We start from the raw sequence: 24,697 nt of genomic DNA, 5'->3' as shown, positions 1-24,697 counted from the left end.
GGCCATGACATCTCAGCCGAGGTTCAACTCCTTGAAGAAGTCGTTCCCCTTGTCGTCGATGATGATGAACGCCGGGAAGTCCACGACTTCGATGCGCCAGATCGCTTCCATGCCGAGCTCGGGATATTCGAGCACCTCGACCTTCTTGATGCAGTGCTCGGCGAGGTTCGCCGCGGCGCCGCCGATCGAGCCGAGATAGAAGCCACCATACTTCTTGCAGGCCTCGCGCACGGCCGGCGCGCGATTGCCCTTGGCCACCATCACCATCGAGCCGCCGGCAGCCTGGAATTGGTCGACGAAGGAATCCATACGGCCCGCTGTGGTCGGACCGAACGCGCCGGAGGCGTAGCCCTCGGGCGTCTTGGCGGGGCCGGCGTAATAGACCGGATGGTTCTTGAAGTAGTCCGGCAGCGGCTCGCCCTTCTCCAGCCGCTCGCGCAGCTTGGCATGCGCGCTATCGCGCGCGACGATCATGGTGCCGGTCATCGAGACCCGCGTCTTGGTCGGGTACTTCGAGAACGTCGCCAGGATCTCCTTCATCGGCTGGTTGAGGTCGATATTGACGACCTCGCCGCCAAGCGACTCCTCGACCTCAGGCAGATACTGCGCCGGGTTGTGCTCGAGCTCCTCGAGATAGACGCCGTCCTTGGTGATCTTGCCGAGCACCTGGCGGTCGGCCGAGCAGGACACCCCTAACCCGATCGGCAGCGAGGCGCCATGGCGCGGCATGCGGATCACACGCACGTCGTGGCAGAAATACTTGCCGCCGAACTGCGCGCCGACGCCGAGCGACTGCGTCATCTTGTGGATTTCCTTCTCCATCTCGACGTCGCGGAAAGCGTTGCCGTCGGGCGAGCCGTGGGTCGGCAGCGCATCGAGATAGCGCGCGGAGGCGAGCTTCACCGTCTTCATGCAGAGCTCGGCCGAAGTGCCGCCGATGACGATGGCGAGGTGATAAGGCGGGCACGCCGCGGTGCCGAGGGTGAGGATCTTCTCCTTCAGGAAAGCGAGCAGCCGGTCCTTGGTCAGCACCGAGGGCGTCGCCTGGAACAGGAAGCTCTTGTTGGCGGAGCCGCCGCCCTTCGCCATGAACATGAACTTGTAGGCATCGTCGCCCTCGGCGTAGATCTCGCACTGCGCCGGCATGTTGTTAGCGGTGTTCTTCTCCTCGTACATCGACAAGGGCGCAACCTGCGAGTAGCGCAGATTGCGGCGGAGATACGCATCACGCGCGCCTTCCGACAGCGCCGCCTCGTCGTCACCGTCGGTGATGACGTTGCAGCCCTTCTTGCCCATGATGATCGCGGTGCCGGTGTCCTGGCACATCGGCAGCACGCCGCCGGCCGCGATGTTGGCGTTCTTCAAGAAGTCCAGCGCGACGAACTTGTCGTTCGGGCTGGCCTCACTGTCCTCCAGGATCGAGCGGAGCTGCTTCAGATGGCCGGGCCGCAGATAATGGTTGATGTCGCCAAAAGCCGCCTCCGACAGCGCCCGCAGCGCCTCGCGCGACACCACCAGCATGTCCTTGCCGAGGACCTTTTCGAACCTGACGCCCTCGGACGAAATCTTCTTGTAGGGCGTCTCGTCCTTGCCCAGCGGGAACAGCGGAGTGTGCTTGTAGGGCGGAACAGGCTTGGACGGGTCGGGAAAGGCGGTAGGGGCGTTCATGGGGCAAATCTCGGGGTTTTGGAGCCCTGGCGGGCCGCTAGCATAGAAGCGTTCTAAGCTTTTTTGCCGCAAAGGGAAGGCGTTCTGGCGCGGCCGGGGCATCTGAATTCGGCGACAAGACGGCCCTTTTCCGGGCCAATGTCCGCAGAGATGCGCGGCCGCAATTGTCTCCGGGGAAGGTCTGGATGCACCCCTTGCGCTCCGCGCGCGACGAAGGTTGAATGCGCGCCCTCAGGGGCTTTTCATCATGATTTTCAAACTGAACGTCCGCGGCGCGATCCTGGTCGCCGCCGCCCTCACCGGACTTGTCACCCTCACCTCGCCTGCGCGCGCCGATCGCTGTGACGACAGCGCCAAGGAGCTGGCGAACCAGATCGATCGCCTCAAGGTGAATTTCCGCGCCGCCAACATCGTCTACCTGACGCACCCCGCGGCCAAGGAGCTGTCGGTGGGCTGCCGCGGCGACAAATATTCGATCGAGCTCTATGCCAAGGGCGACCGCAAGCCGACGCCGGAGTTCTTTGCGCTGGTGGGATCGATGGCGGCGATCGTCTTCACCGTGACGAAGGACGACACCACGACGGGTGCAACACGCTGCCTGAAGCGGATGGGCCTGTTGCGCGGCGACAAGATCAGCATGCGCTACCGGCGGCTCAACATGGAGTGCGCCCGCACCAAGACGGACGCGTCCATCGCGATCACGCGCGGCAAGGACGAGTAGGCGTTTCTACAAGCGTGGCGACGCCGGCATCGCGGCGCCGCCCGCCATATACTCCGTCATTGCGAGCGTAGCGAAGCAATCCAGAATCCCGCCGCGGAGGCAGACTGGATTGCTTCGCTACGCTCGCAATGACGAGGAGAGGTCTCGTCGTCTCGCGAAAATTGCGCAGCGGGGACGCAAAGGCAGTCTCTCCCACCACACCAATCCCTCGCATTTTAACAATTGCCTTGAAGGAAATTTCGCTCCTGTCGGGGCAGGCTGAATTGTTTCGATGTGTGAGGATTTGTGGATGAAGGTTTCCACCGTGGCGCCGCCGCCGATCGCGATCGTGGTACCTAACTACGACACGACCAAGCAGGAGGACGACCAGACCAAGACTGAGGACACTGATCCGACCTACAAGCCGCAGCCGCCCGCGCCGCTGCCGCCGGGTCAGGGCACGCGGATCGATCAGCTCGCCTGATCGGCCCTTTCTAAGATGGATCGGCTGATCCGCTTGATCGGGCTTTTCGCGTGTCTGGCCGTATCTTTGCCGGATAGCGGGATCACACTCGTGCGCGCTCGGGCCTGAGAGCTGCGCATGATCGCACGCCTTCTGTTGCAGAACACGATCTTCACCGTCGCGATGGGCGCGCTGCTGTTCGCGTGCGCCGGCACGCTGCATTGGCCTTCGGCCTGGGTGCTCCTCATCACCTCCGCCCTGCTCGGTCCGCTCTGCGGCTGGTGGCTCTATCGGATTGATCCGGCACTGCTGGCGGAGCGTCTGCGTCCGGTCATCCAGAGGGACCAGCCGCCGGCCGACAAGGCCTTCATCGCCGCCCTCATCGCGACGATGCTGGCCTGGCTGGTCGTGATGGGGCTCGACCGGCGTTGGCTTTGGTCCGACATGCCGGTTGCCTTGCTGGTTCTCGGCTTCGTGCTGTTCCTGCTCTGCATGCCGTTCACGATGTGGGTGTTCCGCGAAAACTCGTTCGCAGCGCCCGTGGTAAAGCTGCAAGCCGAGCGCGCGCAGCGCGTGATCTCGACCGGCCCCTACGCACATGTGCGCCATCCCATGTACAGCGGCATGATCCTGTTCTTCGCCGGCCTGCCGCTGGCGCTGGGCTCGTGGTGGGGACTTGCGATGGCGCCGCTGTTCCTCGCACTGTTTGTCGTCCGCATCGGCATCGAGGAGCGCACGCTGCGCGAGGGCCTGCCTGGCTATATCGATTATGCCGCGCGCGTGCGCTATCGCCTGGTGCCGGGCGTGTGGTGAGGTCACTCGCCCGCGCGACACGTGGACATCCGCCAGAAAAGCGCCGGCCATCCTCCGATCGACTGACGTCGCCGCAACAGAACCCCGCTAGAGCGAACCCGCACCACGCAAGCGGGAGACGCGACGATGTTCTGCAAGCCACCCTGCCCCGACGAGCATGATCTCGCTGCCGTCTCCGCCGATTCAAACCATCGATCTGGTCCGCAGCATTCACAGGCGCTCGGGAGCCAGGACGCGTTCGGGCGATTGATCGCGCCCGAAACGGCCGGTCCGGAACGGGAGCTGCCGCCAGCCTCCGTCCGGACCGGCTAAATATCGAGCTCCTTGTAGCGACGGAAGATTCCCTGCTCGTTGAAGGCGATGCGGCGTTCGCTCGCGAGATAGGCCTTGATGTTCGGCCGCGCGGCGATGCGATCGTGCAGGCCGACGAGGCCGGGGATATCTGCCTCGAAGCTCTTCATGCGCCTGGGAAAGGCATAGCGCAGCCCGGCGACGATCTGAAATAGTGAGAGGTCGACATAGGTCAGTCTGCGGCCGGTGACGTAAGTGCCGCCATTGCCGGCAAGCAGCTCCTCGAAATAGCTGAGATATTTCGGCACACGCTCCTTCCAGAACTCGGCCGTGCGCTTCTTCGCCGCGGGTCGCGCGTCCTCGTAATAGAGCGAGGGCCCGAGCGGGTGATGGGTGTCGTGAACTTCCAGCACGAGATCGGTGATCGTGAGCTGGAGCTGGTGCACCCAGAGCCGGCCGGCTTCCGTCTTCGGCGCGAGCCCGTGGCGGCTGCCGAGATAGAGCAGGATGTTGGCGGTCTGGCCGATGACGAGCTTGCCGGCTTTGAGGAACGGTGGCGCAAAGGGTGGCGTGCCGGGCGCCTCCATCATCTTCATCATCGCAGCCGTCCCGCGCGGCCCCCGCGCGACGTCGACGTAAGCGGCCCCCGCCTCCTCCAGCGCCAGCCGCACATATTCGCCGCGGCCCTGGATCTCGGGCCAGTAATAGAGTTCGTATTTCATGGGAGGGGTCCGTGAGCGTGGGGGCGATCGGACCAATGTAGCATGCAGCCGGAGGTTCCGTCAGGGTTGGACGGAACGGCGGTACAACATCCTCCGTCATTGCGAGCGTAGCGACTTGTCCGCCGAAGCCTTGGCGAAGGCGGAAGCAATCCAGAAATGCCTGCGCGGAGACAGTCTGGATTGCTTCGTCGCAAGGGCAAAAATTGCTTCGCAATTTTGCACGAGTTCCTCGCAATGACGAAGGAAAGAGCTCAGCGCCTCAATTCGACGCGAAGCAGTACAGCAGCCCGTCGCCGCCGGTGCTCTTCAGATCGGCCTGCGAGCAACCGCCGTCGGGACCGCGCGAGGGGTGAGAGCTGTTCCAGGACTTTGACGGTTCGTCGTCGCGCAGGCCCTTACGATCGGCATGGCCGACGACCGCCGCGCCTTGCGTGCTCGACGTCCAGTTCTTGCAGGTCTTGTCGTCACCCGCGGCAAAAGCGGTGCCGTCGGCCTGCGATCCCGTGAGGATGTCGTGCCGGTTCGGCGTGTCGCCAGCGCCGTTGATGACGTCGCCCTTCTCGCTGAGCGCGGTCTGCTTGGTGAGATTGTTGGCCGCGCTGTGCAGGTCGGCAACGTCCTTTGCGATCACCGCACCCTTGGCGTTCTGCCAGGGTCCCTTGCCGATGCGGTCGCGGGCGTTGACGGCCGGCTTGCCGTCGGCGGCCTGCGTCGACAGATAAGCGCGCCAGGTTCTGGCGCCAGCGCCGCCGGTCTGCGCAAGCTTCTGGCATTGCGCATCGGCCCCCTCCAGGCCGCCGAGATCGGCTCCCTTGCCCGGGCCGCTGGAGGTCACGAAGAACGTCATGTCGGCCGACTGCGCGTGCGCGGATGGCGCCGAGAGCAAGGCCAGCGTGAGCGCGAGCCCTGAAATCGTCACGGATCTCTCGATACGGATCATCTTGTCCTCCCGATTGTGTTTTTCGTTGGCCGCCTGATTTCAACCCGAGGCGCGCTCGCTTATTCCAATGCCGCAATGCGGGACGCCCAAAGAAAAAGGGCGCCGTGCCGAAGCACGACGCCCTGGTTCCTCATCTCGATTGCGATCAATTGGTCTGCTGGATCGCCGACAATTCCCAGCCGCTGTTCGGGCGACGGGCGAAGGTCCAGACTTCGGTGGCCTCGCCCGGCTGCTCGCTGCCGGCGACGATCGCGCCGGTGTTGCGGTCCACCGTCTTGTCGGTGAGCGCGAAGCGCAGCGCCACCGTGGCGTAGTCGGTTTCGCCTTCGCGCCAGGCTTCCGCGAGGTCGCCTTGCAGCAGCTTCACGTTGCTGGTCTTGTTGACGACGTTGCGCGCGCGGTTCTGGGCAAGATCCTGCTCGAAATAGGAGACCATCTCCGGCGTCGCGAGCGTGTGCAGCTTGGCCACGTCCTCGTTCGACCAGGCGGTCTGGATCTCGCTGAGCAGACGCTCGAACGCCTCATAGTCGTCGGGCTTGATCTCGAGCGGCGCATTGTTGGCGCCGAAACCGAAGCCGCCAAGTCCGCCGCCGAGACCACTGCGATAGTTCGTCTGCGGTCCCTGGCCGCTGCCTGCATCAGCATTGGCATAGGCCGCCTGCGGCGCGTGGCGGCGCTGCCACCAGGACATCGCCAGCCGCACCACGAACACGACGAGCACGATCTGGATGATCAGGCCGAGGATCGACGACAGGCCGCCGAGGCCGCCGAACAGGCCGCCACCAAACAGCATGCCGAGCAGGCCTGCGCCGAGGAAGCCGGCCGCGAGGCCGCCGAGGAAGCCGCCGCCACGGCCGAACAGGCCGCCGCGCGCCGGCGCGGTCGCAGCCGAGTTCATGCCTGCACCCGGCTGGGTGTAGGTGCGGTTAAACTGCGAGGTCGAGCCCGGCGCAGTCGTGGTCGACGGCGGAGCCGAATAGGTGCGCGAGCCGCGCGAACCCGACGACATGCCGCCACCGACGCGCGCGTCGGCGGACGAGATGGCGAGCGCTGTCGGCAGCGCAAGCGCCAGCACGACGGCGATCGTCTTGAACAGAGAGCGGGATCGTTGCGAGAAAGTCATGTGCGTTTCCCATATCCCCGGCATGGGGACGTGGCCCTAAGATGGGCAGACTTCCCGAAAAGTGAAGCCGGTTTCGGGACCTATGGCTGCGGCCCTCAGTCGCGGGGATGTGGCAAAAGCCCATATTTGACGGGGGTTTGGCCGGGGTGCGCGGAGGAACCGTGGTCGCCGGTTACCGGCGGGTTAAAGGCGGGAATTCCGCTTTTTCCTCGTCATTGGAGGCGCGGCTCTCTCACCACGTCATTGCGAGGAGCCCTTGCGACGAAGCTATCCAGACTGCCGCCGCGGAGAAGTTGCGCACATGCCTCCCCGATGTCGTCCTGGCGAAAGCCAGGACCCATTACCCCAAGAGGCGGTTTGGCGAAGAGCGGTCGTTCGGGATTGGCGGCGTGCGCGAACGAGAGATCACGCGGTATGGGTCCTGGCGTTCGCCAGGACGACGGCGGAGATTGCGGCGCGTCGGTGCAATCTTTCGCGCACAACGCTCACCCCTGCTTCGTCATCGTCTCCTTCACCGCCGCCACGAGCTGGCTGAGCGTGAACGGCTTTGGCAGGAAGTCGAACTGCTGGCCTTCGGGCAGGCTCTTCTCGAAGGCGTCCTCGGCGTAGCCGGAGACGAAGATGAACTTGATGTCGGGGTTCTTCTCGCGCATCGCCTTCAGCAGCGTCGGGCCATCCATCTCCGGCATCACGACGTCGGAGACGACGAGATCGATCGCGCCGCTCTGCTCCTCCAGCACCTCCATCGCCTCGACGCCGTTCTCGGCCTCGACCACGGTGTAGCCGCGCGAGCGCAGACCGCGGGCGTTGAGGGCGCGCAGGCCCTCCTCGTCCTCGACCAGCAGGATGGTGCCCTGCCCGGTGAGATCGGTGCGGGGCTTGGCTTCAGTTGCCGCGGGCGCGGCTTCCTTCGCGGCGCCATTGGTCGCGCTGACCACCGCTGCGGGCTGCTCGACCTGCACCTCCGGCTCGGCGTGGTGGCGCGGCAGGAAGATGTGGAACGAGGTGCCCTGCCCCGGCTCGGAATCGACATAGATGAAGCCGCCGGTCTGCTTGACGATGCCGTAGACGGTGGAGAGCCCGAGGCCGGTGCCTTTGCCCACCTCCTTCGTCGAGAAGAACGGCTCGAAAATCTTGTCGCGGATATCGGCGGGAATGCCGGTGCCGGTGTCGGCGACCTCGATCCGGACATAGTCCGCGGCCGGCATGCCCTTGTAGGCGAGCTTGCCCGCGTCTTCGGTGGTGACGTTGGCGGTGCGGATGATCAGCTTGCCGCCGTCGGGCATGGCGTCGCGCGCGTTCACCGCGAGGTTGACGATCACCTGCTCGAACTGGGAGACGTCGACCTTCACCGGCCACAGATCGCGGCCGTGGATCAGGTCGAGCTTGACCTTCTCGCCGATCAGCCGCCGCAGCAGCATGGTGAGATCGGACAGCGCGTCGCCGAGATCGAGCACCTGCGGACGCAGCGTCTGGCGCCGCGAGAACGCCAGCAGCTGCCGCACCAGGGTCGCGGCGCGGGTCGCGTTCTGCTTGATCTGCATGATGTCCTGGAACGACGGATCGGTCGGCTTGTGCGCGTTCAGCAGGAAGTCGTTCGCCATCATGATGGCGGAGAGCACATTGTTGAAGTCGTGGGCGATGCCGCCGGCGAGCTGGCCCACCGTCTCCATCTTCTGCGACTGGTTGATCTGGTTCTCCAGCGCGCGCCGCTCGGTGGTCTCGAGCATGTGCACGATCGCGGCTTCCGCCTCGTTCTCGGCCGCATCCACCGGCGTGACGAAGAACTGGCCCCAGCGTTCCTTGGTCCCTTCCAGCGCCACCTCGACCGGAGCGATGTCGGCCTGGCCTTCGGCGGCCTGGTTGATCGCCGTGATCAGCAGATGACGATCGCGCGAACTGACCGCGCGGAAGATCGACTTGGAGGCACTGTCGAGCCCGAGCGCTTGCCCGAGCTTGGCATAGCGCGCATTGGCGCGCACGACGTTGCCGGCGCGGTCGACGGTCGCAATCGCCATCGGCGTGTGGTCGAAGAAGCGCATGAAGCGCACTTCGGCGGCGCGATCGGGATCGCTGCGCTCGTCGCGGGCGCGGCTGATGACGAGGGTGCGCGACGGCCCCGGCGCACCGTCGGCGCCGAAGGCGAGCTTGTGATAAAGCCGCACCGGCATGGTCTTGCCGGTGCGCATGCGCAGGTCGATGTCGAAGACCTCGGTCTTCACCTCGCCCGGCACCGCCACGATCGCGGTCAAAAGCGAGGCGCCGTCGCCGGAGACGACGTCGGTCAGCTTCAGGCCGCCCGAGCCGATCTCGGCCAGATCATAGTCGAGCCAGTTCGCCAGCGTCGCGTTGACATAAGCGAGCTCGCCGGCCGGGTTGACCGAGAAGAAGCCGCACGGCGCGTGGTCGAGATATTCGATGGCGTGCTGGAGCTCCTGGAACACGTCCTCCTGGCGCTCGCGGTCGCGGGTGATGTCGGCGATCGACCACACCGCGTATTTGGCTTCGCGCTTGCCGGTGCCGAGCGGGCGCACGCGCATGCGCAGCCAGCGACCCTGGCTGCCGTCATGGCCGGAGATGCGCACCTCCTCCTGCTGGCGCTTGCCTTCACGGGCGGCCTTGAGCAGGCGGAACACGGCTTCGGAAACATCAGGGTTGCCGATGAAGACGCGCTCCACGGGGCGCACGTCCTGCGGGCCGCTGGCGCCGGTCAGCGTCAGATAGGCCGCGTTGGAATAGACCACGTGTCCGCGCGCATCGGTGACGGCGAGCCCGTCGAACGCGTGATCGGAGATGCGGCCGATGATGGGATCATCGAGGTTACGGTCGGCGAAGCGGATGATGCCGGCGGCAAAGGCGAACAGGTTGAACAGGCCGACCATCGCCAGCACGGCGAGGATGCCGAGGATATAGGGCTGCGCCTGCGCGCGCCCGAGCGTCATCAGCCCGACGGCGACGGCAACCAGGCCGGCGGCCACCAGCAGCACCAGCGCAATGCTGCCCGAGCGCGGCGACGGCTCGTTCGCCGCAACGGGCTCGCGTGTGAGGTCGTGGTCGGTCTCAGCAGTCATCTCGAGCTGGCGCAGCCTGTCGGCAGAGAATCAACGCGCTGCGGCGCGCGCTGGGGTCCTCCCTGCCTGAATCGGACCCGCAGGCGCAAGGGCAGCAGGGGCGAAAGGTACGCTGATTCCCAGATTACGGCCATTTCCGGTACTTTTCGGGCATTTTATCCCCGTCCGGCGCCGAATCCGCGCTTCAGCCGCATGACGTAGCCGATCACCTCGGCAACCGCATGGTAGTGCTCGGTCGGGATTTCCTGGTCAATGTCGACGGTGGCATAGAGCGCACGGGCCAGCGGCACGTTCTCGACGATCGGGATGTCGTGCTCGCGCGCGATCTCCCGGATCTTGAAGGCGAGGTTGTCGACGCCCTTGGCGACGCAGATCGGCGCCGACATGCCGCGCTCGTAGGACAGCGCCACCGAATAGTGGGTCGGGTTGGTGATGATCACCGAGGCCTTGGGAACCGCCGCCATCATGCGCTTCTTGGCGCGCTGCTGCCGGAGTTGCCTGATCTTGCCCTTGATGTGCGGATCGCCTTCGGACTGCTTGAACTCTTCCTTGATCTCCTGGAGCGACATCTTCTGCCGCTGGAACCAGCTGCGGTACTGGAAGAAATAGTCGGCGATGGCGACGATCGCGAGCGCCGCGACCACCGCGCCGAGCAGGTGGACGGTCATGCTGGTGCTGGCGCTGAGCATGGCGGCCGGATCGAGCCTGACCATCGCCTCCATGCGGTGCCGCTCCGGCCACAGGATCATGGTCATGACCACGCCAAGCGCGATCAGCTTGCCGAGGCCCTTGAGGAAGTTCGCCGCCGCCTGCTTGCCGAAGATGCGCTTGAAGCCGGCGCCGGGGGAGATCTTGCTGAATTTGGGTTTCAGGGACTCGGCCGACCACACCAGACGGTGTTGGAGCATGTTGCCGGCGATCGCCGCCAGCACCAGCATCAGAAGAGGCACACCGACCGCCGCGAGCACGGCGAATTCGATCTGCTGCATCAACTTGAGCAGGTTCCCGCCGTCGGTCTTGATCATCCAGGAATTGGCGAGCAGGTTGCGCATCGGCGTCACCAGCCCGCTGCCGACCGAGCCCGAGAAGGTCGAGACCACGAGCGTGCCGCCGGCGATCATGAACCAGGTATTGATCTCCTGGCTCTTGGCGACGTCACCGCGTTCGAGCGCATCGTCGAGACGTTTTTGCGTCGGGTCTTCTGTTTGACTTTCGGGATCGTTGTCTTCCGCCATCGATCACCTATTTGAGCGGCATCATCTGGTGCATCACACCGATGAAATAATCGAGAAACGTGCCCATCATCGCGGTGAGCACCACGGCGAGCACCAGGAAGCCCGCGAAGATCGACAGCGGCACGCCGACGAAATAGACCTGCATCTGCGGCATCAGCCGCGCCAGCACGCCCAATCCGATGTTGAAGACGAGGCCGAACACCAAAAACGGCCCCGACAGCTGCAGGCCGAGACGGAACGCGGCGGCGAAGGCGCGCGTCGCGAGAGAAGCGACATCGCCGCTCGACACCGTCTCGCCCGGCGAGAAGATCGAATAGCTGTCGTTCAGCGCAGCGATGACCAGGTGATGGCTGTCGGTCGCGAACAGCAGCGTCACCCCGAGCATGGTCAGGAAGTTGCCGACCAGGACGCCTTGCTGTCCCTGCGTCGGATCGACCGAGGTGACGAAGCCGAGCCCCATCTGCTGCGCGATCACGGATCCCGCGACCTGGAGCGCCGACAGCGTCACGCGCGCGGTTGCCCCCAGCACGATGCCGATCACGATCTCATGCAGCATCAAGACCAGCAGCGGCGCCAGCGACCCCATGTCGACGTGGTAGGCGTTGCGATGCAGCGGCAGGATGATCAGCGTGAGCAGCAGCGCAATCGACAGCTTGATCCGCGTCGGGATATTGGTCTCGCCGAGGCCCGGCAACAGCATCACCATCGCGCCGACCCGGGCGAAGGCGAGCATGAAGGAAGCGGCGAGCGCCGGCAGCAGCGAGACGTCGATGCGCATAACGCTCGCATTGTGCCTCAGCCACCGATGATTCGCGACGAGATCCGCAGCATGTGGGCATGGAGCGAGTCGGCCATGAACGGCAGTGCCAACAGCATCGTGGCGAAGATGGCCAGGATCTTCGGCACGTAGATCAGCGTCTGCTCCTGGATCTGCGTCAGCGCCTGGAACAGCGACACGATCACGCCGACCACGAGGCCGACCACCATCAGCGGCGAGGACACGATCACGATGGTCCAGATCGCATCACGCGCGACGTCGAGGGTTTCGGGTCCGGTCATTTTCGATTTCTCACTTCCAGTAATTTCCGTCATTCCGGGGCTCGCGCAGCGAGAACCCGGAATCTCGAGATTCCGGGTTCGGTGCTTCGCACCGCCCCGGAATGACAACCTCGTCAGATCGGCATCTTCATGATGTCTTCATACGCCGAGATCACGCGGTCGCGGACCGAGACCAGCGTTGAGACGGCGACGTCGGTGTCGGCGACCGCCGTCACCACGTCCATCACGTTGGCCTTGCCGGCGGCCATCGCCACCGTCTGTGCGTCGGACTTGCGGCCGGATTCCATGACGCTGCCGACGGCGTCTTTCAGGAGCGAAGCGAAGGACTGCCCGCTTGCTTCGCTGCCCTTGCCGGCACCGGCGCCACTGTTTTCCAGCACGCGGGCGAGGTTGGCATAGGCGTTGGCGGCGATTGTCGGTGATGCCATGGCTCAAATGTCCTGTTCAGCTCTTGAGGATGTCGAGCGTGCGCTGGATCATCCGGCGCGTCGCACTGATGATGTTGAGATTGGCCTCGTAGGACCGCTGCGCATCGCGCATGTCGGTCATCTCGACCACCGAGTTCACGTTGGGATATTTGACGTTGCCGGTCGCGTCCGCAGCCGGATTGTTCGGCTCGTATCTGACGCGGAAGGCGGACTGGTCGGGCTTGATCTTGCCGAGGGTGACGACCTGCGCGTCGAGGGTGCGGTCGAGCGCCGAGGAAAAGGTCGGAACCTTGCGCCGGTAGGGATCGCCGCCCGCCGACTGCGAGGTCGAATCCGCGTTCGCGATGTTTTCCGAGATCACCCGCATGCGTCCCGCCTGCGCGCGCAGGCCGGAGGTCGCGATCGCCATCGAGCGGGCAAAGTCGCTGCTGTCATTCGCCATGATCCACCTCCGCTAGCTCTGCTGTTCCCGGACCATGCTCTAGCCCTTGCCGATCGCGGTCTTGAGCAGGTGCAGGCTCTTCGAATAGAGCGAGGTCGCCGCCGCGTAATCCATCTGGTTGCTGGCGGACTTCATCATCTCCTCTTCGAGATTGACGGCGTTGCCCGCAGGGCGTGTTTCAAAACCCGCATTCCTGTTCTGGTCGAATCCGGAAGCTGCGCCAGAGGGCGTCATGTGGGAAGCGCTGGTGACGGCCATCTTCAGCGGGCCCATCGAGCCGGTGACGGCGCCTGATTTGTCGAGCTTCGGCTCGACCAGGTCGCGCGGCCGGAATTTGGGCGTATCGGAGTTGGAGACGTTCTCGGACAGGACGCGCTGGCGCTCCTGGTGCCACTGCATCTTGGTGCGAAGCGCCGACAGCACCGGGAGGTCGTTGATGGACATCGTTGCGGCTCCTTCCGCCGTCGGACTTGTGTCCGAAGCTAGGCAGAATTTGCCGCCTGTATGGTTAACAGGTGGTTAAGGATACCGCCGGGACATGTCCCCAGGCGGGACACGACCTTGCGATCCCGTGATTCTACGCATCAAAAAGCGGCATTAACCCAACCGCTTGGCGGCATACGCACGGGCCAAGAAGTCGTTTTGGATCGAGCGATTCATAGGTTATTAAGAGTTGGGGACGGCAAAACTTGCCGTGGGACGTTAAGAAATCGCAGTTTGGGGCATCCGACGCCGATGGTTGGCGCATCTGACCATGGGCACGAGAAAAGCGCCATTTGTCGGGGACAAGTATGCAAGGCAGCCCTATCACCTTCATCGTCGCGTTCATCGTCGTTCTGGCGTTGATCGGCGTCGCTGCATGGCTGGTTCGCCGATTCGCCGGCAACCGGATCGGCGCCAACACCCAGCGCGGCCGGATGCCCCGGCTCGCCGTGATCGATGCCGCCGCGGTCGATGGCCGGCGCCGCCTGGTGCTGGTCCGGCGCGACAATGTCGAGCATCTCCTGATGATCGGCGGCCCGACCGACATCGTCGTCGAGCCCAATATCGTGCGCGCCGCGCCCGGCCGCGACCAGCTCCCGCAGCGCTCCAATGCCGCCGAACCGCCGCGCCTCGCCCCCATGCCCGATGCCGGTGCCTGGGCCGACGAAGCGCCACGGCCCGAACTGCTCGATCATCCCGAGCCGCAAATGCCCGAGCCGCCGCCGCGGCCCGCGCGGCCGTCCTTCGCCGACGAAGTGCGCCGGCCCGCGCCCGCCTTGGCCGAACGCCGCAGTGAGCCGGCCCTGCCCGGCTTTCCGCCGGAGCCGATGGCGCCGCGCCCCGAGCGCGAGCCGCGGCCCGAACCGCTGCCACCGCGTATTGCCCGCAGCGAGCCGCCGCTGATGCCGCGTCCGCCGCGCCAGAGCGAGCCGGCAAAGATGCCGCCGGTGCGCGCCGAGCGCGCCCCCGCGCCGCCGCCGCCTCCGCCGGTGCCGCAGGCCCCGCCCGTTCCGCCGCCGGCACCCGCCGCTGCTGCGCCCTCGAGCGCCGAGCAGAATCTTGCCGAAATGGCGCAGCGGCTGGAGGCCGCCCTGCGCCGCCCGGCCGGCGAAACGGTCGCGCCTCCGGTTGCGCCGGAGCCGCCCGCCGCTCCGCCGCGCGTGGCGCGCAGCGAGCCGCCGGCACCTGCGGCCCCGCCGCCGAAGCCCGCCGCGGAGAAGACCAGCTTTGAGAATCTCGAAGACGAGATGGCCTCGCTGCTCGGCCGTCCGAAGCCGTCTTCGTGAGGCTGCCAGCCCTCCCGCGTAGAGTTCTTTTCCTTTCTGTCCTGGTCGGTGCGGCTTCGCTCGCAAGCCTTGCGCATGCGCAGGACATCAGCATCAATCTCGGCGGCCAGGGCGGCGGCGTCACCGAGCGCGCGATCCAGCTGATCGCGCTGCTCACGGTGCTCTCGATCGCGCCGTCGATCCTGATCATGATGACGTCGTTCACGCGCATCGTGGTCGTGCTGTCGCTGCTGCGCACCGCGATGGGCACGGCGACCGCGCCGCCGAACTCGGTGATCATTGCGCTCGCAATGTTCCTCACCTTCTTCGTGATGGGGCCGGTGCTGCAAAAATCCTATGACGACGGCATCCGTCCGCTCGTCGCCAACCAGGTCAGTGTCGAGGACGCGCTCCAGCGTGCCTCCGTCCCCTTGCGCGGCTTCATGCAGAAGAACGTGCGCGAGAAGGATCTCAAGCTGTTCCTCGACCTCTCCGGCGAGCCGCCGCCCGCCACGCCCGACGACCTCGCGCTCCGCATCCTCGTCCCCGCCTTCATGATCTCCGAGCTGAAGCGCGCCTTCGAGATCGGCTTCCTGCTGTTCCTCCCCTTCCTGATCATCGACCTCGTCGTCGCCTCGGTGCTGATGTCGATGGGCATGATGATGCTGCCGCCCGCGACGATCTCGCTGCCGTTCAAGCTGATTTTCTTCGTCCTGGTCGACGGCTGGTCGCTGGTGGCGGGGAGTTTGGTGCAGAGTTACGGGGGGTAGCGGCCGCCTCCGTCATGCCCCGCCTAGTGCGCAATTGCGCACGGGGGCGGGGCATCCAGTACGCCGCGGCTTCTCGATTCCATCACCGCCGTCTCTGGAATACTGGATCGCCCGCCTTCGCGGGCGATGACACCGCGCATGTCGCGCGTTCAATGGCACGACGTTCGAGGCTACGCCCCCTACCCCTTCACATCATACTGCTTGCTGAGATGGTCGCCGATCTGGACCAGCATGGCGACGCTTTCGGGGAAGCCGGGCCGGTCCCGCGTGGCCTGATCGGCATCGACGCGGAACTCCCAGGTATCGCCGTCGCGAACGATGGAGATGGCGAAGCCGTCCGGGCCATCGACATGGGCCTTCAATTCGGCCCGCGCCATGGCAATGAGTTCGGCTTCGGTCTTGGCAGGCTTGCTCATATCGTCCCTCTCCCGGCATGAAGACGTGCAGGTTGCCGCCTCACGGGGCAGCTGTCGAGAGGTCCAGAGGTAGCAGAGTTCCTACCGCGTCATCTTGATCTGCCGCACGGCGGGGATCGTGGGCAGCGAGCCGGTGTGGTCGCTCTCGTCCCTGGCCTGCGGCGAGGCCGGTGCGCGGGCGGTGGCGTCGGGGAAGCGCTGCTTCATTTCGCGCAGGAAGCCATCCAGCGTATCGACGCTGGCGGCGAGCTTGGCGATCTCGGCGAATTCGGCGCTGGAGGCCGCGGCCGGCTTGCTGGCGATGTCGAAGGCGAGACGATCGGCGCTCTCGCTCATCAGCGGCGCGTATTTCTCGCGGAAGCGCGACAGGCCGATCGAATCGTCGGCGAGCGCGTAGCCGACGGCGGCGCGGATGATGTCGCTCTTCTCCACCGCGTTGAGCGGCTTGAAATCGCGGAAGCGCTCGCCGTAGTACAGCTCGATCTGCTCGGCGGACTCGCGCCAGCGCCGCGCCGCCCAGAAGATGTCGGAACGCAGGCGGAGCACCTCGCGCCCGGAGACGTTGGAGACGATGTCGAGCGCGAGATCGTGACGGCCGACGTCGCTCTGCGCGCGCGCTTCCAGCAGGAGGCGCTGCTGCCTGAGCTCACCGGAGAGATCGCTGATGCGGCTTGCGCGCAGCGCCGAGATCGCCTTGTCGGGCCTGCGGTTGGCGAGATAGATCATGGACAGGCGCGCGGCAACCTGGGCGCGGGCGGCGCCTTCGAGGCGGTGGTCGACCTGGTATTGCAAGAGCTCGGCGGCCTGGTCGAGCAGATCGATCGAGGCGAGACGGTCGGCCAGACGCCGGATCAGCTCGTCGCCGCGCCGGCCGATCGGCGTCAGCTCGCGAAACTCGTAGAACATGCCGAGCGCTTCGACCACCGGCAGCTCGTCGCCCTTGGGCCCCAGGAAGATCTGGGTGAACAGCTCGGAGGCGAGGTCCTGCGCCTGGCGCGAGGCTTCGGCGTTCGGCTGCAGCCTCGTTGCGGTGCGCGCCGCCGTGAGCGCATCACGGTAGCGTCCGTTCGCAGCATACAGCTGCGACAGCATCTGCAGCGTCTTGACCTCGATCGCATCGCCGCGCCAGGTCATCGACAGTGTCTCGAGCTCGCGTAGCGCGTCTTCCTTGCCGATCTCGTCGCGCTTCTGGCGCAGCGCGACCTCGAGCTGCTTGGCCTCTGCCGCAGCCAGGCGATCGTTCGAGGCGACCGCAAACTGGTAGTCGTCGAGCGCGTCCTTGTCGTGGCCGAGTGCCTCGCCGAGCCGGCCGCGCAACACGGCAAAGCCGGGCGCCGCCTCGGGCGAGACGCCGACCACCTCGAGCTCGCTGCGGCGCTTGGAGGCGCCGGCATAGTCTTTCACTTCGAGCGAAGCCCGCATCGCGTCCATGGTCACGATACGCTGGACGTCGAGCGGCAGCGAGGCGATGGCGAATTCGACGTTCTTGAACTTCTCGCGCGCGTCCGCCCATTTGCCCTGCCGCGCGTAAGCGAGCGCCTTCCAGAGCTGGGAGTCATGGCTGTTGCCGATCACGGGATTGGCGAGGTCCTTCAGGCCCTGGGCCGGCCGGCCGATCAGGATGCTTGCGATCGCGTGCATGATCAGGGCGCCGCTCTCTTCCTTGTTGAGCGGATCGGCCAGCATCAACTCGGTCACGGCCTTGGCCTCGTGATACATCGCGCGCGACATGTAGAACTGCGCGAGGTCGAGCCGCGGCAGCGAGCGCATCGCCGGTTCGACGGCGGCAATCGCCATGACCAGATCGCTCTGCCGGGTCCAGAAATTCTCCGACTGCCCCTTGCGCCAGGCTTCCGGGCTGAAGATCGGGCGCACCGCGGTCGGCGCCCGCTCGGCGGAGATGTCGACCGGAGACAGCGTCAGCCCGCCCTTCTTGCCGAGGATAACCTTGTCGGACCCGACCTCGATGCCGACCTCGTCGGAGTTCGGACGGATCGCGATGCCGTGCGCGGATTCCAGCAGCGAGAGATCGACGAGGTCCTGCCGCTTGATGAAGCCGCGCACCGGCCGCTGCCCGGTGACGACGTAGAGCGTGTCGCCGGCATCGGGATCGGTCAGCTTGTGCAGCTGGCCCGGATTGGCAAAGGGGATCGCGATGTTGGCGAGCGCGGGATCGGTGATGTTGCGCGACATCATCAGCGGCAGCGGTGTCGCCTGGATCTTGTCGGCAAGGGTCAGCAGCCAGTTGGTCTCCTTGCCGACCTCCTCGCTCGTCAGCGAGTAGACCAGCGGCCGGGTGAGACGGATGCGCACCGCCTGTCCCTTGTCGAGCGGGATGCGGCCGACCTCTCCGATCATCGCGCCGCCCTTGGCGCGGATCGCCTCGACGTCGATCGGCTTCGGTGTATCGAACAGCAGCCAGATGGTATCGCCGCGGCGGAACGCCGCCGCAGGGGTCGAGACCTGAAGCGGGAACGTGACGCGCAGGCCGTCGCTGTCGCGGCGCGCATCGACGCTGGCCACGGCGGGCTGCGGCGGCGCCGCCTCGACCTTCGTGGCTTCCTTGGCAGCTTCCTTGACCGGCTCCTTCGCCGCTTCCGTCACGACCTCCTTGGGCGCCTCAGCCATTGCGGGCTTGGCAGGCGTAACCGGAGCTTCGGCAACAGGCGCCGGGTTCGGAACTTCCTTCAGCGGTTCCTTCAGCGCTTCGGCGGCGACCGCGGGAGCCGGCTTCGGCGCTTCGGCGGCCGGCATCGCGGCGGGCGCTTCCGGCTTCACATCGATCTTGGCCTCGCGCGCAATCGTCTCCGACGTCGGCGGCGCGATCTCGCGATGCGCATCCTTCGGCTTCTCGGCCGCCGGCTTTTCCGGCGCAGGCGCCGGTGCGTGGCCGGTGGGCTTGGCCTGCGCGATCACTGACTCGGCCGTCGCTGCCGTCTTGCCCTTGTCCGGCTGGAAGGAGACGTCGACGACGTAGTTCTTGTCGTCGCGGAAGGAGTGCACGTCGGAATCGCCGATCAGCGCGATCTCGACGCTGGTCTGGTCGATGTCGGCCTTCTGCTTGATCGAGGCGACGTTCGGCGGCGCGGCGACGACCGCGTCCGCGAGGTCGAAATTGAGGTTGGCGTTGAACATGAGCGTGAGCTTCTGCTCGTTGAGCACGGAGGACACGCCGACGCCGTCCGGCATCTCGAACACGAAGCGCACGAAGGTCGGCTGCACCGAGGCGCGCACGCGGATCTGCGGACGCTTCTTGGTCTCGGCCGCGGCGCGCTGGGCACGCAGCGCCCGTTCGGCGAGACGGGCGCGCTCGGCGAGCTCCTTGACCACGTCCATGGGCAGGCTCGGCGGCGGCCCCTTCCAGCCCTCCGGCAGGAGGTCGATGAAGGTGCGCTCGCCGGCGTTCATGGTGTTGACGGTGACGCGCCGTGCCAGCGACAGGCGGATGGCGCCGCCGTCAGGATCGCGGCGGGCCGAGTTGACGTAGTCGGGCGCGCCTTCCGGAACGCGGTCGACGGGAACGTCGACGGGACGGTCGAAGCGGATGATGAGGATGGAGCCGGCCGTCGTCACCTCGGACGGAACATCCTCGCCGAGCTTGATGACGAGACGGGCAAAGCCGCCGCCGGCCGAAAAACTCGCTTCGCCCCTGATAGCATCGGCGGCCCGGCCGGGCGCCGTGAGGCCGATCAGGAGGCAGGCTGCCAGCACCGGCGCTTTGCGGACATGACGCGACAGCCGCCGCGCCAAGGCGCGGGCTCGCGACACAAATCCAGCGGCAGCCTCTCGCGCCATTTGCGGCATGTCTTCCGGTTCGGCGGTTCACGCCGGCAACTGGCGCCGGCCCATGCCCTCGAATGTAGATTTTGCCAATTAAGGACTTCTTAAGTATGAGCCCTCAATTCGGCTTTTGCGTCGGCTTGCCGTCAATCTTGGGCAGATCGCCGGCCGAGGCGGATTGATCGCCGCCGCCATTGGCACGGCGGGCCATCTCGACCGTGAGCCGCTCGGCCGCCTCGGGCGACATCAATCCGAGGATGTCCGACATCTTTCGCGGCGCAATCGCCGAGGCGATCTCGATCAGCACGCCCATCTCCAGCCGGTCGAACACCCGCGCTGCGTCCTTCGGCTTCATGCCCTCATACATGGTAACGAGGCCCTTCATGCGCTGGGCCTCGGCGGCCTTCTGCTCCGCCTGGGTCGCGGAGATGCGGGTTTCCACCGCCTTCATCTCCTCGACCTTGTTCTCGATGCGCTTCTCGGCGGACTTGAGCAGGCTTTCGCGGATATCGATCTCGCGCTGGCGGGCCTCGATCTCCTGGCGCCGCGCCTGCAGGCGCTCGAGGATCGCGCGCTCCGAGGCCGAGACCTGCGGCTGGCCTTCCTCCACCTTCACCACGGTGCCTTCGGGCTTGGTCTCGGGTGCGGCGGGCTTCGGCGCCTCCTTCGGCGCGCCATGGGTCGAGCCGGTGATGTCAGGGTCCTCGCGGCCGGTCGGGAAGTTCAGATTCTCCTGCGCCCAGGACTTTTTGACCTGTTTCGGCTGGTAGTCGAACACATAGCCGCCATTGACCACGAGGCCCGCGACCTTGAGCGTGGCGAGACCTGCGACGGCGACCAGGACGACCGGAATGACGCGGATGTTACGGAAGGACTTCATACCATGGCTTTATGCGGCAATGCCGTTGGATCGCCTGCGCTCTGAGAAGGCTTCGGCCGCAGCCGCCACCGCCTTCGCCGACGAGGGTTTTGCAACGGGCACGGCGGTGGTTTCCGGATTGGTCACGGGGCGCGCGGCGATCGCGATCTTGGACAGGCGCCGCACCACGTTGTCGGCTTCGCCGAGCTGCTTGTAGAGCTGGTCCGACATTTGGGTCGCCGCCGCGAGCTGGCTGCCGAGGTTCTCGTTGACGTCGCGCACGGCGAGCTTCAGCCCGCCGATCGCGCGCTCGGCGATCTCGGTCGCGGTGATCAGCTCGGCGATCACCGCCTTCAGCGAATGCTCGTCCGCCTTCAGCCGCGTCAGCCGCTTGTTCAGCAGGATACAGTAGCCGATCGTGAGCATCAGCAGGATAGCCACCAGCGTCTCGATCGCCATTCCCAGGGAGTGGTTCATGGGGCCTCCATCATCTTGTTCTGCTCGTCAACCTTCTCGAACATCGCAAGTGTCGTACTTGGCTTGCGCAGGGGTTTCGTCACGCGGATCGCGACGCGGTCGCCGACCCGGCCCATCCGCCCTTCGGTCAGCGTGACGTCGCCGCAGCGCACGGTCACGTTGGCATCGGCGCGCATGTCGAGCGGCAGCGTGTCGCCGACCTTGAGCCGCATCAGCTGCTTGAGCGGAATGTCGGCCTCGTAGAGCACGGCATCGACGGCGATCTCGGCCTGCACGATCTCGGTGGCGAAATGGCCCTCCCAGATCGGGTCGCGGCCGAATTTTTCGCCCATGAACATCTGGAGCAGGACGCCCCTGATGGGTTCGATGGTCGCGTAGGGCAGCAGCAGCTCGATATTGCCGCCGCGGTCTTCCATGTCGATGCGCAGGCGCACCAGGATCGCGGCGTTGGCAGGACGGCTGATCGCGGCGAAGCGCGGGTTGGTCTCGAGCCGGTCGATCGTGAAGGTCACCGGCGATAGCGGCCGGAACGCGTGCTCGGCGTCGGCCAGCACCACCTCGACCAGGCGCTTGACCAGCTCGGTCTCGATCGTGGTGTAGGGCCGGCCTTCGATGCGGAGCTGGCTGGTGCCGCGGCGGCCGCCGAGCAGCACGTCGATCATCGAATAGATCAGGTTGGAATCGACCGTCGCCATTCCGAAATTGTCCCATTCCTCGGCCTTGAACACCGAGAGGACAGCAGGCAGTGCGATCGAGTTCATGTAGTCGCCGAAGCGCACCGAGGTGATGCGGTCGAGCGAGACTTCGACGTTGTCGGAGGTAAAATTGCGCAAGGACGTCGTCAGCAACCGCACCAGACGGTCGAAGACGATTTCGAGCATCGGCAGACGCTCGTAGGAGACCATCGCCGAATCGATGATCGCGCGAATGCCGGAATGGTCGTCGAGCGTGACGTCGCCGACGGTGAAGCCGAGGAGATTGTCGATCTCCTCCTGCGACAACACCCGCTCGCCGGAATTCTTGCCGGTGCCGAGATCGCGGCTGCCGTCCTCGACCATGGCCGCCCATTGCAGGGCCATGGTCTCCGATAGCTCATTTTCGGCAGCGGCCTTCGCCGCCTCTGCGGGATCCTCGGAATCGAGCGACGCCTCCCATTGGGCGGCAATCGCATCCTGGTCCATTTGCTCGTTGCCGGCCATGACGCTAGCCCGTTGCCTTCCGCAGCATCATCACTGGATCACGACTTCCTTGAACAGCACCGCACTGACCTGGATCGGCGCGACCGCCGCGTTGACGCGCTTGGTCAGCTCTTCCTTGAGGCGAAAAATGCCGGCGGAGCCGTTGAGGTCGGAGGAGCGCAGTTCCCGCACATAGGTCTGGAAGATGTCGGTGACGCGCGGCATGGTCGGCTTGATCGCCTCGATCTGCTTCTCTTCCTTCAGCTCCAGCACGATCTTCAGCTTCAGATATTGCACGCGCTCACCCGGCGCGCCGGCGAGATTGACCATGATGTCGGGCACGTCGACGAAGGCCGGCGGCTTCGGCGGGGGCGCCACCTCGGCATGATGCTCGTCGTCGCCGTGACGGAAGAAGAAGAACCAGGTCGCAGCACCGCCGCCGAGGACGGCGAGCAGCCCGACGGCCATGATGATGAGCTTGAGCTTGTTCTTCGGGGGAGCGGCTTCAGCGCCTTCAGCGGCTGCGCCGCCTTCCGCTTCATTCTCTGCCATGGTCGCTTAGGCTCGCTCATCTCTTAAAGGAATCGAAAGAGCGAAGCCCCCTGGCAGACAGTGACGCGATACGAATGTCCCAGCGCAATGCGCTCCTCTTGCCCGCAAACGCTACGGTAATAATGGTTAACGGTTTCTTTCGATTGGGCCTCAGCTAGGAAAAATCTGCCGGGCAAACATGGCTAACAGAACCTTTCTGCCGCCTCCCCGCGCCCTCGAAAAATCACCAAAGCATTGAAACATAAACGATTTTCAGGTTGGCACGGCTTTCGCTGAGAGAGGGCCGAGACCGCAGGGTTTGGGAGAACCCGGCAGTCTCGTTCACGGGGTCGGCCAAGGCGCTTGGGAGAGCGAGGTGGCAGATCTCACTCAGGGGAGATCTTCCGATGCAGAACGCGCTTCTGATCGGCTTGTCACGGCAGATGACGTTGGAACGGCAGATGGATGTCATCGCCAACAACGTCGCCAATGCCAACACCAACGGCTTCAAGGCCGACCATTCGCTGTTCGAGGAGTACCTCAACTCGAACGCGCGTGAGGACAATTTCATCGGTTCCGACCGCCGGGTCTCCTATGTGCAGGACCGCGGCACCTTCCGCGACGTCGGCCAGGGGCCGATGGAGCCGACCAACAACCCGCTCGACATGGCGATCAGCGGCAATGCCTTTTTCGCCGTGCAGGCCAACGGCGCCGAGCGCTACACCCGCGACGGCAAGTTCACGCTGAGCAGCACCGGCCAGCTCGTCACCTCCGACGGCAACCTCGTGCTCGGCACCGGCGGCCCGATCACCTTCCAGCCGACCGACCACGACATCAACGTCGCGCCCGACGGCACCGTCACCGTGCTCGAGGGCACGGCCAGGACCGACTCGATCCGCGGCAAGATCCGCATGGTCTCGTTCGACGATCCGGCCAAGCTGACCAAGCTCGGCACCAACCTCTATGCCGCGGGTTCCGCGAACCAGCAGGCCGACACCAAGTCGACCGTGCAGCAAGGCTACATCGAGAAGTCGAACGTGAACTCGGTCGGCGAGATGACCCGCATGGTCGAAGTCATGCGCAGCTACACCGCCATCGCCAACCTGCTGCAGCAGCAGAGCGACCTCCACAAATCGGCGATCGAGAAGCTCGCCGACGTTCCGGCCTGATTGAGGGAGAACTGACATGCAGGCGCTTCACACCGCAGCGACCGGAATGGCGGCACAGGAACTCAACGTTCAGGTGATCTCCAACAACATCGCGAACCTCCGCACCACCGGCTTCAAGAAGCAGACCGCGGCGTTCCAGGACCTGATCTACGAGCACGTGCGCCGCGTCGGCGCGCAGGCCTCGGACCAGGGCACCATCTTGCCGGTCGGCGTCGACATCGGCGGCGGCGTCAAGACCGTCGGCACGCCGCGCAGCATGACGCAAGGTACGCTGTCGCAGACCGGCAACGACCTCGACCTCGCGATCTCGGGCGAAGGCTTCTTCAAGATCCTGATGCCCGACGGCACCTACCAGTACACCCGCGACGGCACCTTCCAGATGGATAACCAGGGCCGCGTCGTCACCGCGCAGGGCAACCCGGTGCAGCCGACCATCACCATCCCGAACAACGCCTCGGGCATCACCGTGAACGAGCAGGGCCAGGTCTCGGTGACGTTGCCGGGCTCGTCGACCTCCTCGGTCATCGGCACGGTCAACGTGACCCGCTTCATCAACAAGGCCGGCCTGCAGCCGGTCGGCAGCAACCAGTTCACCGAGACGCCGTCCTCAGGCCCGCCGCAGGACGGCACCGCCAACACCGAAGGCTACGGCAAGGTCACGCAAGGGAGCCTGGAGCAGGCCAATGTCGACGTCGTCTCGGAGATGAGCGACCTGATCGCCGCCCAGCGCGCCTACGAGATGAACGCCAAGGTCATCAGCGCCGCCGACCAGATGATGCAATCGACCACGGCGCTGTTCCGCTGAGGTGATGAC

The 24,697-nt window shown here is 65.5% G+C and carries 24 protein-coding genes; 7 read left to right on the top strand and 17 right to left on the bottom strand.

Features of this window, described 5'->3' with window-relative positions; genetic code table 11:
- Positions 1 to 12: 12 nt before the first annotated feature.
- Complete coding sequence (locus JQ635_RS05225) at positions 13 to 1,668, bottom strand: fumarate hydratase (RefSeq protein WP_211408796.1); 1,656 nt, start codon at positions 1,666 to 1,668, stop codon at positions 13 to 15.
- Between the two features lie 247 nt (positions 1,669 to 1,915).
- On the opposite strand from JQ635_RS05225, the gene JQ635_RS05220 reads away from it, so the two are divergent.
- The 3 genes from JQ635_RS05220 (at position 1,916) to JQ635_RS05210 (ending at position 3,644) form a co-directional block, all read left to right on the top strand.
- Complete coding sequence (locus JQ635_RS05220) at positions 1,916 to 2,389, top strand: hypothetical protein (protein WP_211408795.1); 474 nt, start codon at positions 1,916 to 1,918, stop codon at positions 2,387 to 2,389.
- Between the two features lie 289 nt (positions 2,390 to 2,678).
- A complete protein-coding gene (locus JQ635_RS05215) occupies positions 2,679 to 2,852 on the top strand; it encodes a hypothetical protein (protein ID WP_211408794.1) in 174 nt (57 codons plus the stop codon).
- A gap of 117 nt (positions 2,853 to 2,969) precedes the next feature.
- Positions 2,970 to 3,644 (top strand): methyltransferase family protein, encoded by a 675-nt coding sequence (locus tag JQ635_RS05210; protein WP_211408793.1) that lies wholly within the window; start codon positions 2,970 to 2,972, stop codon positions 3,642 to 3,644.
- A 308-nt stretch (positions 3,645 to 3,952) separates the two neighbouring features.
- Here JQ635_RS05210 and JQ635_RS05205 read toward each other — a convergent pair whose 3' ends face one another.
- The 10 genes from JQ635_RS05205 to flgB all read right to left on the bottom strand — a co-directional run bounded on the left by JQ635_RS05205 (position 3,953) and on the right by flgB (position 13,399).
- Positions 3,953 to 4,657 carry a glutathione S-transferase gene (locus tag JQ635_RS05205; RefSeq protein ID WP_211408792.1) on the bottom strand — a complete coding sequence of 235 codons (705 nt, stop codon included), beginning with the start codon at positions 4,655 to 4,657 and terminating at the stop codon, positions 3,953 to 3,955.
- Between the two features lie 259 nt (positions 4,658 to 4,916).
- Positions 4,917 to 5,597 (bottom strand): lectin, encoded by a 681-nt coding sequence (locus tag JQ635_RS05200; protein WP_211408791.1) that lies wholly within the window; start codon positions 5,595 to 5,597, stop codon positions 4,917 to 4,919.
- 145 nt (positions 5,598 to 5,742) lie between these two features.
- The gene (locus JQ635_RS05195; RefSeq protein ID WP_211408790.1) at positions 5,743 to 6,744 is read right to left on the bottom strand and encodes a Tim44 domain-containing protein; all 1,002 of its coding nucleotides are present in this window, start codon (positions 6,742 to 6,744) and stop codon (positions 5,743 to 5,745) included.
- A gap of 461 nt (positions 6,745 to 7,205) precedes the next feature.
- Positions 7,206 to 9,791 (bottom strand): cell cycle histidine kinase CckA, encoded by a 2,586-nt coding sequence (gene cckA / locus JQ635_RS05190; RefSeq protein WP_211408789.1) that lies wholly within the window; start codon positions 9,789 to 9,791, stop codon positions 7,206 to 7,208.
- Between the two features lie 155 nt (positions 9,792 to 9,946).
- Positions 9,947 to 11,026, bottom strand: coding sequence for a flagellar biosynthesis protein FlhB (flhB, locus tag JQ635_RS05185; RefSeq protein WP_211408788.1), 1,080 nt, complete (start codon positions 11,024 to 11,026; stop codon positions 9,947 to 9,949).
- A gap of 7 nt (positions 11,027 to 11,033) precedes the next feature.
- Positions 11,034 to 11,804: a flagellar biosynthetic protein FliR gene (fliR, locus tag JQ635_RS05180; protein ID WP_211408787.1), complete on the bottom strand. Its 771-nt coding sequence runs from the start codon at positions 11,802 to 11,804 to the stop codon at positions 11,034 to 11,036.
- Between the two features lie 17 nt (positions 11,805 to 11,821).
- Positions 11,822 to 12,085, bottom strand: a complete 264-nt coding sequence (gene fliQ / locus JQ635_RS05175) for a flagellar biosynthesis protein FliQ (protein ID WP_011088555.1) — start codon at positions 12,083 to 12,085, stop codon at positions 11,822 to 11,824.
- A 113-nt stretch (positions 12,086 to 12,198) separates the two neighbouring features.
- Positions 12,199 to 12,513, bottom strand: a complete 315-nt coding sequence (gene fliE / locus JQ635_RS05170; RefSeq protein ID WP_211408786.1) for a flagellar hook-basal body complex protein FliE — start codon at positions 12,511 to 12,513, stop codon at positions 12,199 to 12,201.
- 16 nt (positions 12,514 to 12,529) lie between these two features.
- Positions 12,530 to 12,955, bottom strand: a complete 426-nt coding sequence (flgC, locus tag JQ635_RS05165) for a flagellar basal body rod protein FlgC (protein WP_211408785.1) — start codon at positions 12,953 to 12,955, stop codon at positions 12,530 to 12,532.
- Between the two features lie 39 nt (positions 12,956 to 12,994).
- Complete coding sequence (gene flgB, locus JQ635_RS05160; protein WP_211408784.1) at positions 12,995 to 13,399, bottom strand: flagellar basal body rod protein FlgB; 405 nt, start codon at positions 13,397 to 13,399, stop codon at positions 12,995 to 12,997.
- A gap of 347 nt (positions 13,400 to 13,746) precedes the next feature.
- Between flgB and JQ635_RS05155 the strand changes: the two genes are divergently transcribed.
- Together JQ635_RS05155 and fliP are read left to right on the top strand one after the other, a co-directional pair.
- A complete protein-coding gene (locus JQ635_RS05155) occupies positions 13,747 to 14,724 on the top strand; it encodes a flagellar biosynthetic protein FliO (RefSeq protein WP_211408783.1) in 978 nt (325 codons plus the stop codon).
- Positions 14,721 to 15,473, top strand: a complete 753-nt coding sequence (fliP, locus tag JQ635_RS05150; RefSeq protein WP_211408782.1) for a flagellar type III secretion system pore protein FliP — start codon at positions 14,721 to 14,723, stop codon at positions 15,471 to 15,473. The genes JQ635_RS05155 and fliP overlap by 4 nt, the downstream gene beginning before the upstream one ends.
- 179 nt (positions 15,474 to 15,652) lie before the next feature.
- On the opposite strand, the gene JQ635_RS05145 is transcribed toward fliP, so the two are convergent.
- The 6 genes from JQ635_RS05145 to fliL all read right to left on the bottom strand — a co-directional run bounded on the left by JQ635_RS05145 (position 15,653) and on the right by fliL (position 22,735).
- Complete coding sequence (locus JQ635_RS05145; protein WP_211408781.1) at positions 15,653 to 15,889, bottom strand: hypothetical protein; 237 nt, start codon at positions 15,887 to 15,889, stop codon at positions 15,653 to 15,655.
- 81 nt (positions 15,890 to 15,970) lie between these two features.
- Positions 15,971 to 19,684, bottom strand: coding sequence for a tetratricopeptide repeat protein (locus JQ635_RS05140; protein WP_211408780.1), 3,714 nt, complete (start codon positions 19,682 to 19,684; stop codon positions 15,971 to 15,973).
- A gap of 103 nt (positions 19,685 to 19,787) precedes the next feature.
- On the bottom strand, positions 19,788 to 20,549 hold the full coding sequence (locus JQ635_RS05135; protein WP_211408779.1) for a MotE family protein: 762 nt from the start codon (positions 20,547 to 20,549) through the stop codon (positions 19,788 to 19,790).
- A 9-nt stretch (positions 20,550 to 20,558) separates the two neighbouring features.
- Positions 20,559 to 21,005 carry a DUF6468 domain-containing protein gene (locus JQ635_RS05130; protein WP_211408778.1) on the bottom strand — a complete coding sequence of 149 codons (447 nt, stop codon included), beginning with the start codon at positions 21,003 to 21,005 and terminating at the stop codon, positions 20,559 to 20,561.
- Entirely contained in the window at positions 21,002 to 22,204 is a 1,203-nt protein-coding gene (gene fliM, locus JQ635_RS05125) for a flagellar motor switch protein FliM (protein WP_211408777.1), read from the bottom strand. Before fliM ends, JQ635_RS05130 begins: the two co-directional genes overlap by 4 nt.
- Before the next feature lie 30 nt (positions 22,205 to 22,234).
- Positions 22,235 to 22,735 carry a flagellar basal body-associated protein FliL gene (gene fliL, locus JQ635_RS05120; protein WP_211408776.1) on the bottom strand — a complete coding sequence of 167 codons (501 nt, stop codon included), beginning with the start codon at positions 22,733 to 22,735 and terminating at the stop codon, positions 22,235 to 22,237.
- A gap of 386 nt (positions 22,736 to 23,121) precedes the next feature.
- Here fliL and flgF point away from each other — a divergent pair, with 386 nt between their 5' ends.
- Both flgF and flgG read left to right on the top strand, forming a co-directional pair.
- Positions 23,122 to 23,883, top strand: a complete 762-nt coding sequence (gene flgF, locus JQ635_RS05115) for a flagellar basal-body rod protein FlgF (RefSeq protein ID WP_211408775.1) — start codon at positions 23,122 to 23,124, stop codon at positions 23,881 to 23,883.
- Between the two features lie 16 nt (positions 23,884 to 23,899).
- Positions 23,900 to 24,688, top strand: a complete 789-nt coding sequence (gene flgG, locus JQ635_RS05110) for a flagellar basal-body rod protein FlgG (protein WP_211408774.1) — start codon at positions 23,900 to 23,902, stop codon at positions 24,686 to 24,688.
- The last annotated feature ends 9 nt before the right edge of the window (positions 24,689 to 24,697 follow it).

The organism is Bradyrhizobium iriomotense, assembly GCF_018130765.1.
In the GTDB taxonomy this organism is placed as follows: domain Bacteria; phylum Pseudomonadota; class Alphaproteobacteria; order Rhizobiales; family Xanthobacteraceae; genus Bradyrhizobium; species Bradyrhizobium iriomotense_A.
The sequence above is the reverse complement of the archived record's forward strand: the minus strand, read 5'-3'. Positions and strand labels throughout refer to the sequence as shown.

What these genes read in the sequence shown, in the direction of transcription:
- flgG (WP_211408774.1), top strand. Translation starts at nt 23,900, where the DNA reads ATGCAGGCGCTTCACACCGCAGCGACCGGAATGGCGGCACAGGAACTC.
- JQ635_RS05205 (WP_211408792.1), bottom strand. Translation starts at nt 4,657, where the DNA reads ATGAAATACGAACTCTATTACTGGCCCGAGATCCAGGGCCGCGGCGAA.
- JQ635_RS05210 (WP_211408793.1), top strand. Translation starts at nt 2,970, where the DNA reads ATGATCGCACGCCTTCTGTTGCAGAACACGATCTTCACCGTCGCGATG.
- JQ635_RS05135 (WP_211408779.1), bottom strand. Translation starts at nt 20,549, where the DNA reads ATGAAGTCCTTCCGTAACATCCGCGTCATTCCGGTCGTCCTGGTCGCC.
- JQ635_RS05140 (WP_211408780.1), bottom strand. Translation starts at nt 19,684, where the DNA reads ATGGCGCGAGAGGCTGCCGCTGGATTTGTGTCGCGAGCCCGCGCCTTG.
- cckA (WP_211408789.1), bottom strand. Translation starts at nt 9,791, where the DNA reads ATGACTGCTGAGACCGACCACGACCTCACACGCGAGCCCGTTGCGGCG.
- JQ635_RS05155 (WP_211408783.1), top strand. Translation starts at nt 13,747, where the DNA reads ATGCAAGGCAGCCCTATCACCTTCATCGTCGCGTTCATCGTCGTTCTG.
- flhB (WP_211408788.1), bottom strand. Translation starts at nt 11,026, where the DNA reads ATGGCGGAAGACAACGATCCCGAAAGTCAAACAGAAGACCCGACGCAA.
- fliQ (WP_011088555.1), bottom strand. Translation starts at nt 12,085, where the DNA reads ATGACCGGACCCGAAACCCTCGACGTCGCGCGTGATGCGATCTGGACC.
- JQ635_RS05215 (WP_211408794.1), top strand. Translation starts at nt 2,679, where the DNA reads ATGAAGGTTTCCACCGTGGCGCCGCCGCCGATCGCGATCGTGGTACCT.
- JQ635_RS05200 (WP_211408791.1), bottom strand. Translation starts at nt 5,597, where the DNA reads ATGATCCGTATCGAGAGATCCGTGACGATTTCAGGGCTCGCGCTCACG.
- JQ635_RS05195 (WP_211408790.1), bottom strand. Translation starts at nt 6,744, where the DNA reads ATGCCGGGGATATGGGAAACGCACATGACTTTCTCGCAACGATCCCGC.
- JQ635_RS05225 (WP_211408796.1), bottom strand. Translation starts at nt 1,668, where the DNA reads ATGAACGCCCCTACCGCCTTTCCCGACCCGTCCAAGCCTGTTCCGCCC.
- fliE (WP_211408786.1), bottom strand. Translation starts at nt 12,513, where the DNA reads ATGGCATCACCGACAATCGCCGCCAACGCCTATGCCAACCTCGCCCGC.
- fliM (WP_211408777.1), bottom strand. Translation starts at nt 22,204, where the DNA reads ATGGCCGGCAACGAGCAAATGGACCAGGATGCGATTGCCGCCCAATGG.
- JQ635_RS05220 (WP_211408795.1), top strand. Translation starts at nt 1,916, where the DNA reads ATGATTTTCAAACTGAACGTCCGCGGCGCGATCCTGGTCGCCGCCGCC.
- fliR (WP_211408787.1), bottom strand. Translation starts at nt 11,804, where the DNA reads ATGCGCATCGACGTCTCGCTGCTGCCGGCGCTCGCCGCTTCCTTCATG.
- JQ635_RS05145 (WP_211408781.1), bottom strand. Translation starts at nt 15,889, where the DNA reads ATGAGCAAGCCTGCCAAGACCGAAGCCGAACTCATTGCCATGGCGCGG.
- flgC (WP_211408785.1), bottom strand. Translation starts at nt 12,955, where the DNA reads ATGGCGAATGACAGCAGCGACTTTGCCCGCTCGATGGCGATCGCGACC.
- flgB (WP_211408784.1), bottom strand. Translation starts at nt 13,399, where the DNA reads ATGTCCATCAACGACCTCCCGGTGCTGTCGGCGCTTCGCACCAAGATG.
- fliL (WP_211408776.1), bottom strand. Translation starts at nt 22,735, where the DNA reads ATGGCAGAGAATGAAGCGGAAGGCGGCGCAGCCGCTGAAGGCGCTGAA.
- flgF (WP_211408775.1), top strand. Translation starts at nt 23,122, where the DNA reads ATGCAGAACGCGCTTCTGATCGGCTTGTCACGGCAGATGACGTTGGAA.
- JQ635_RS05130 (WP_211408778.1), bottom strand. Translation starts at nt 21,005, where the DNA reads ATGAACCACTCCCTGGGAATGGCGATCGAGACGCTGGTGGCTATCCTG.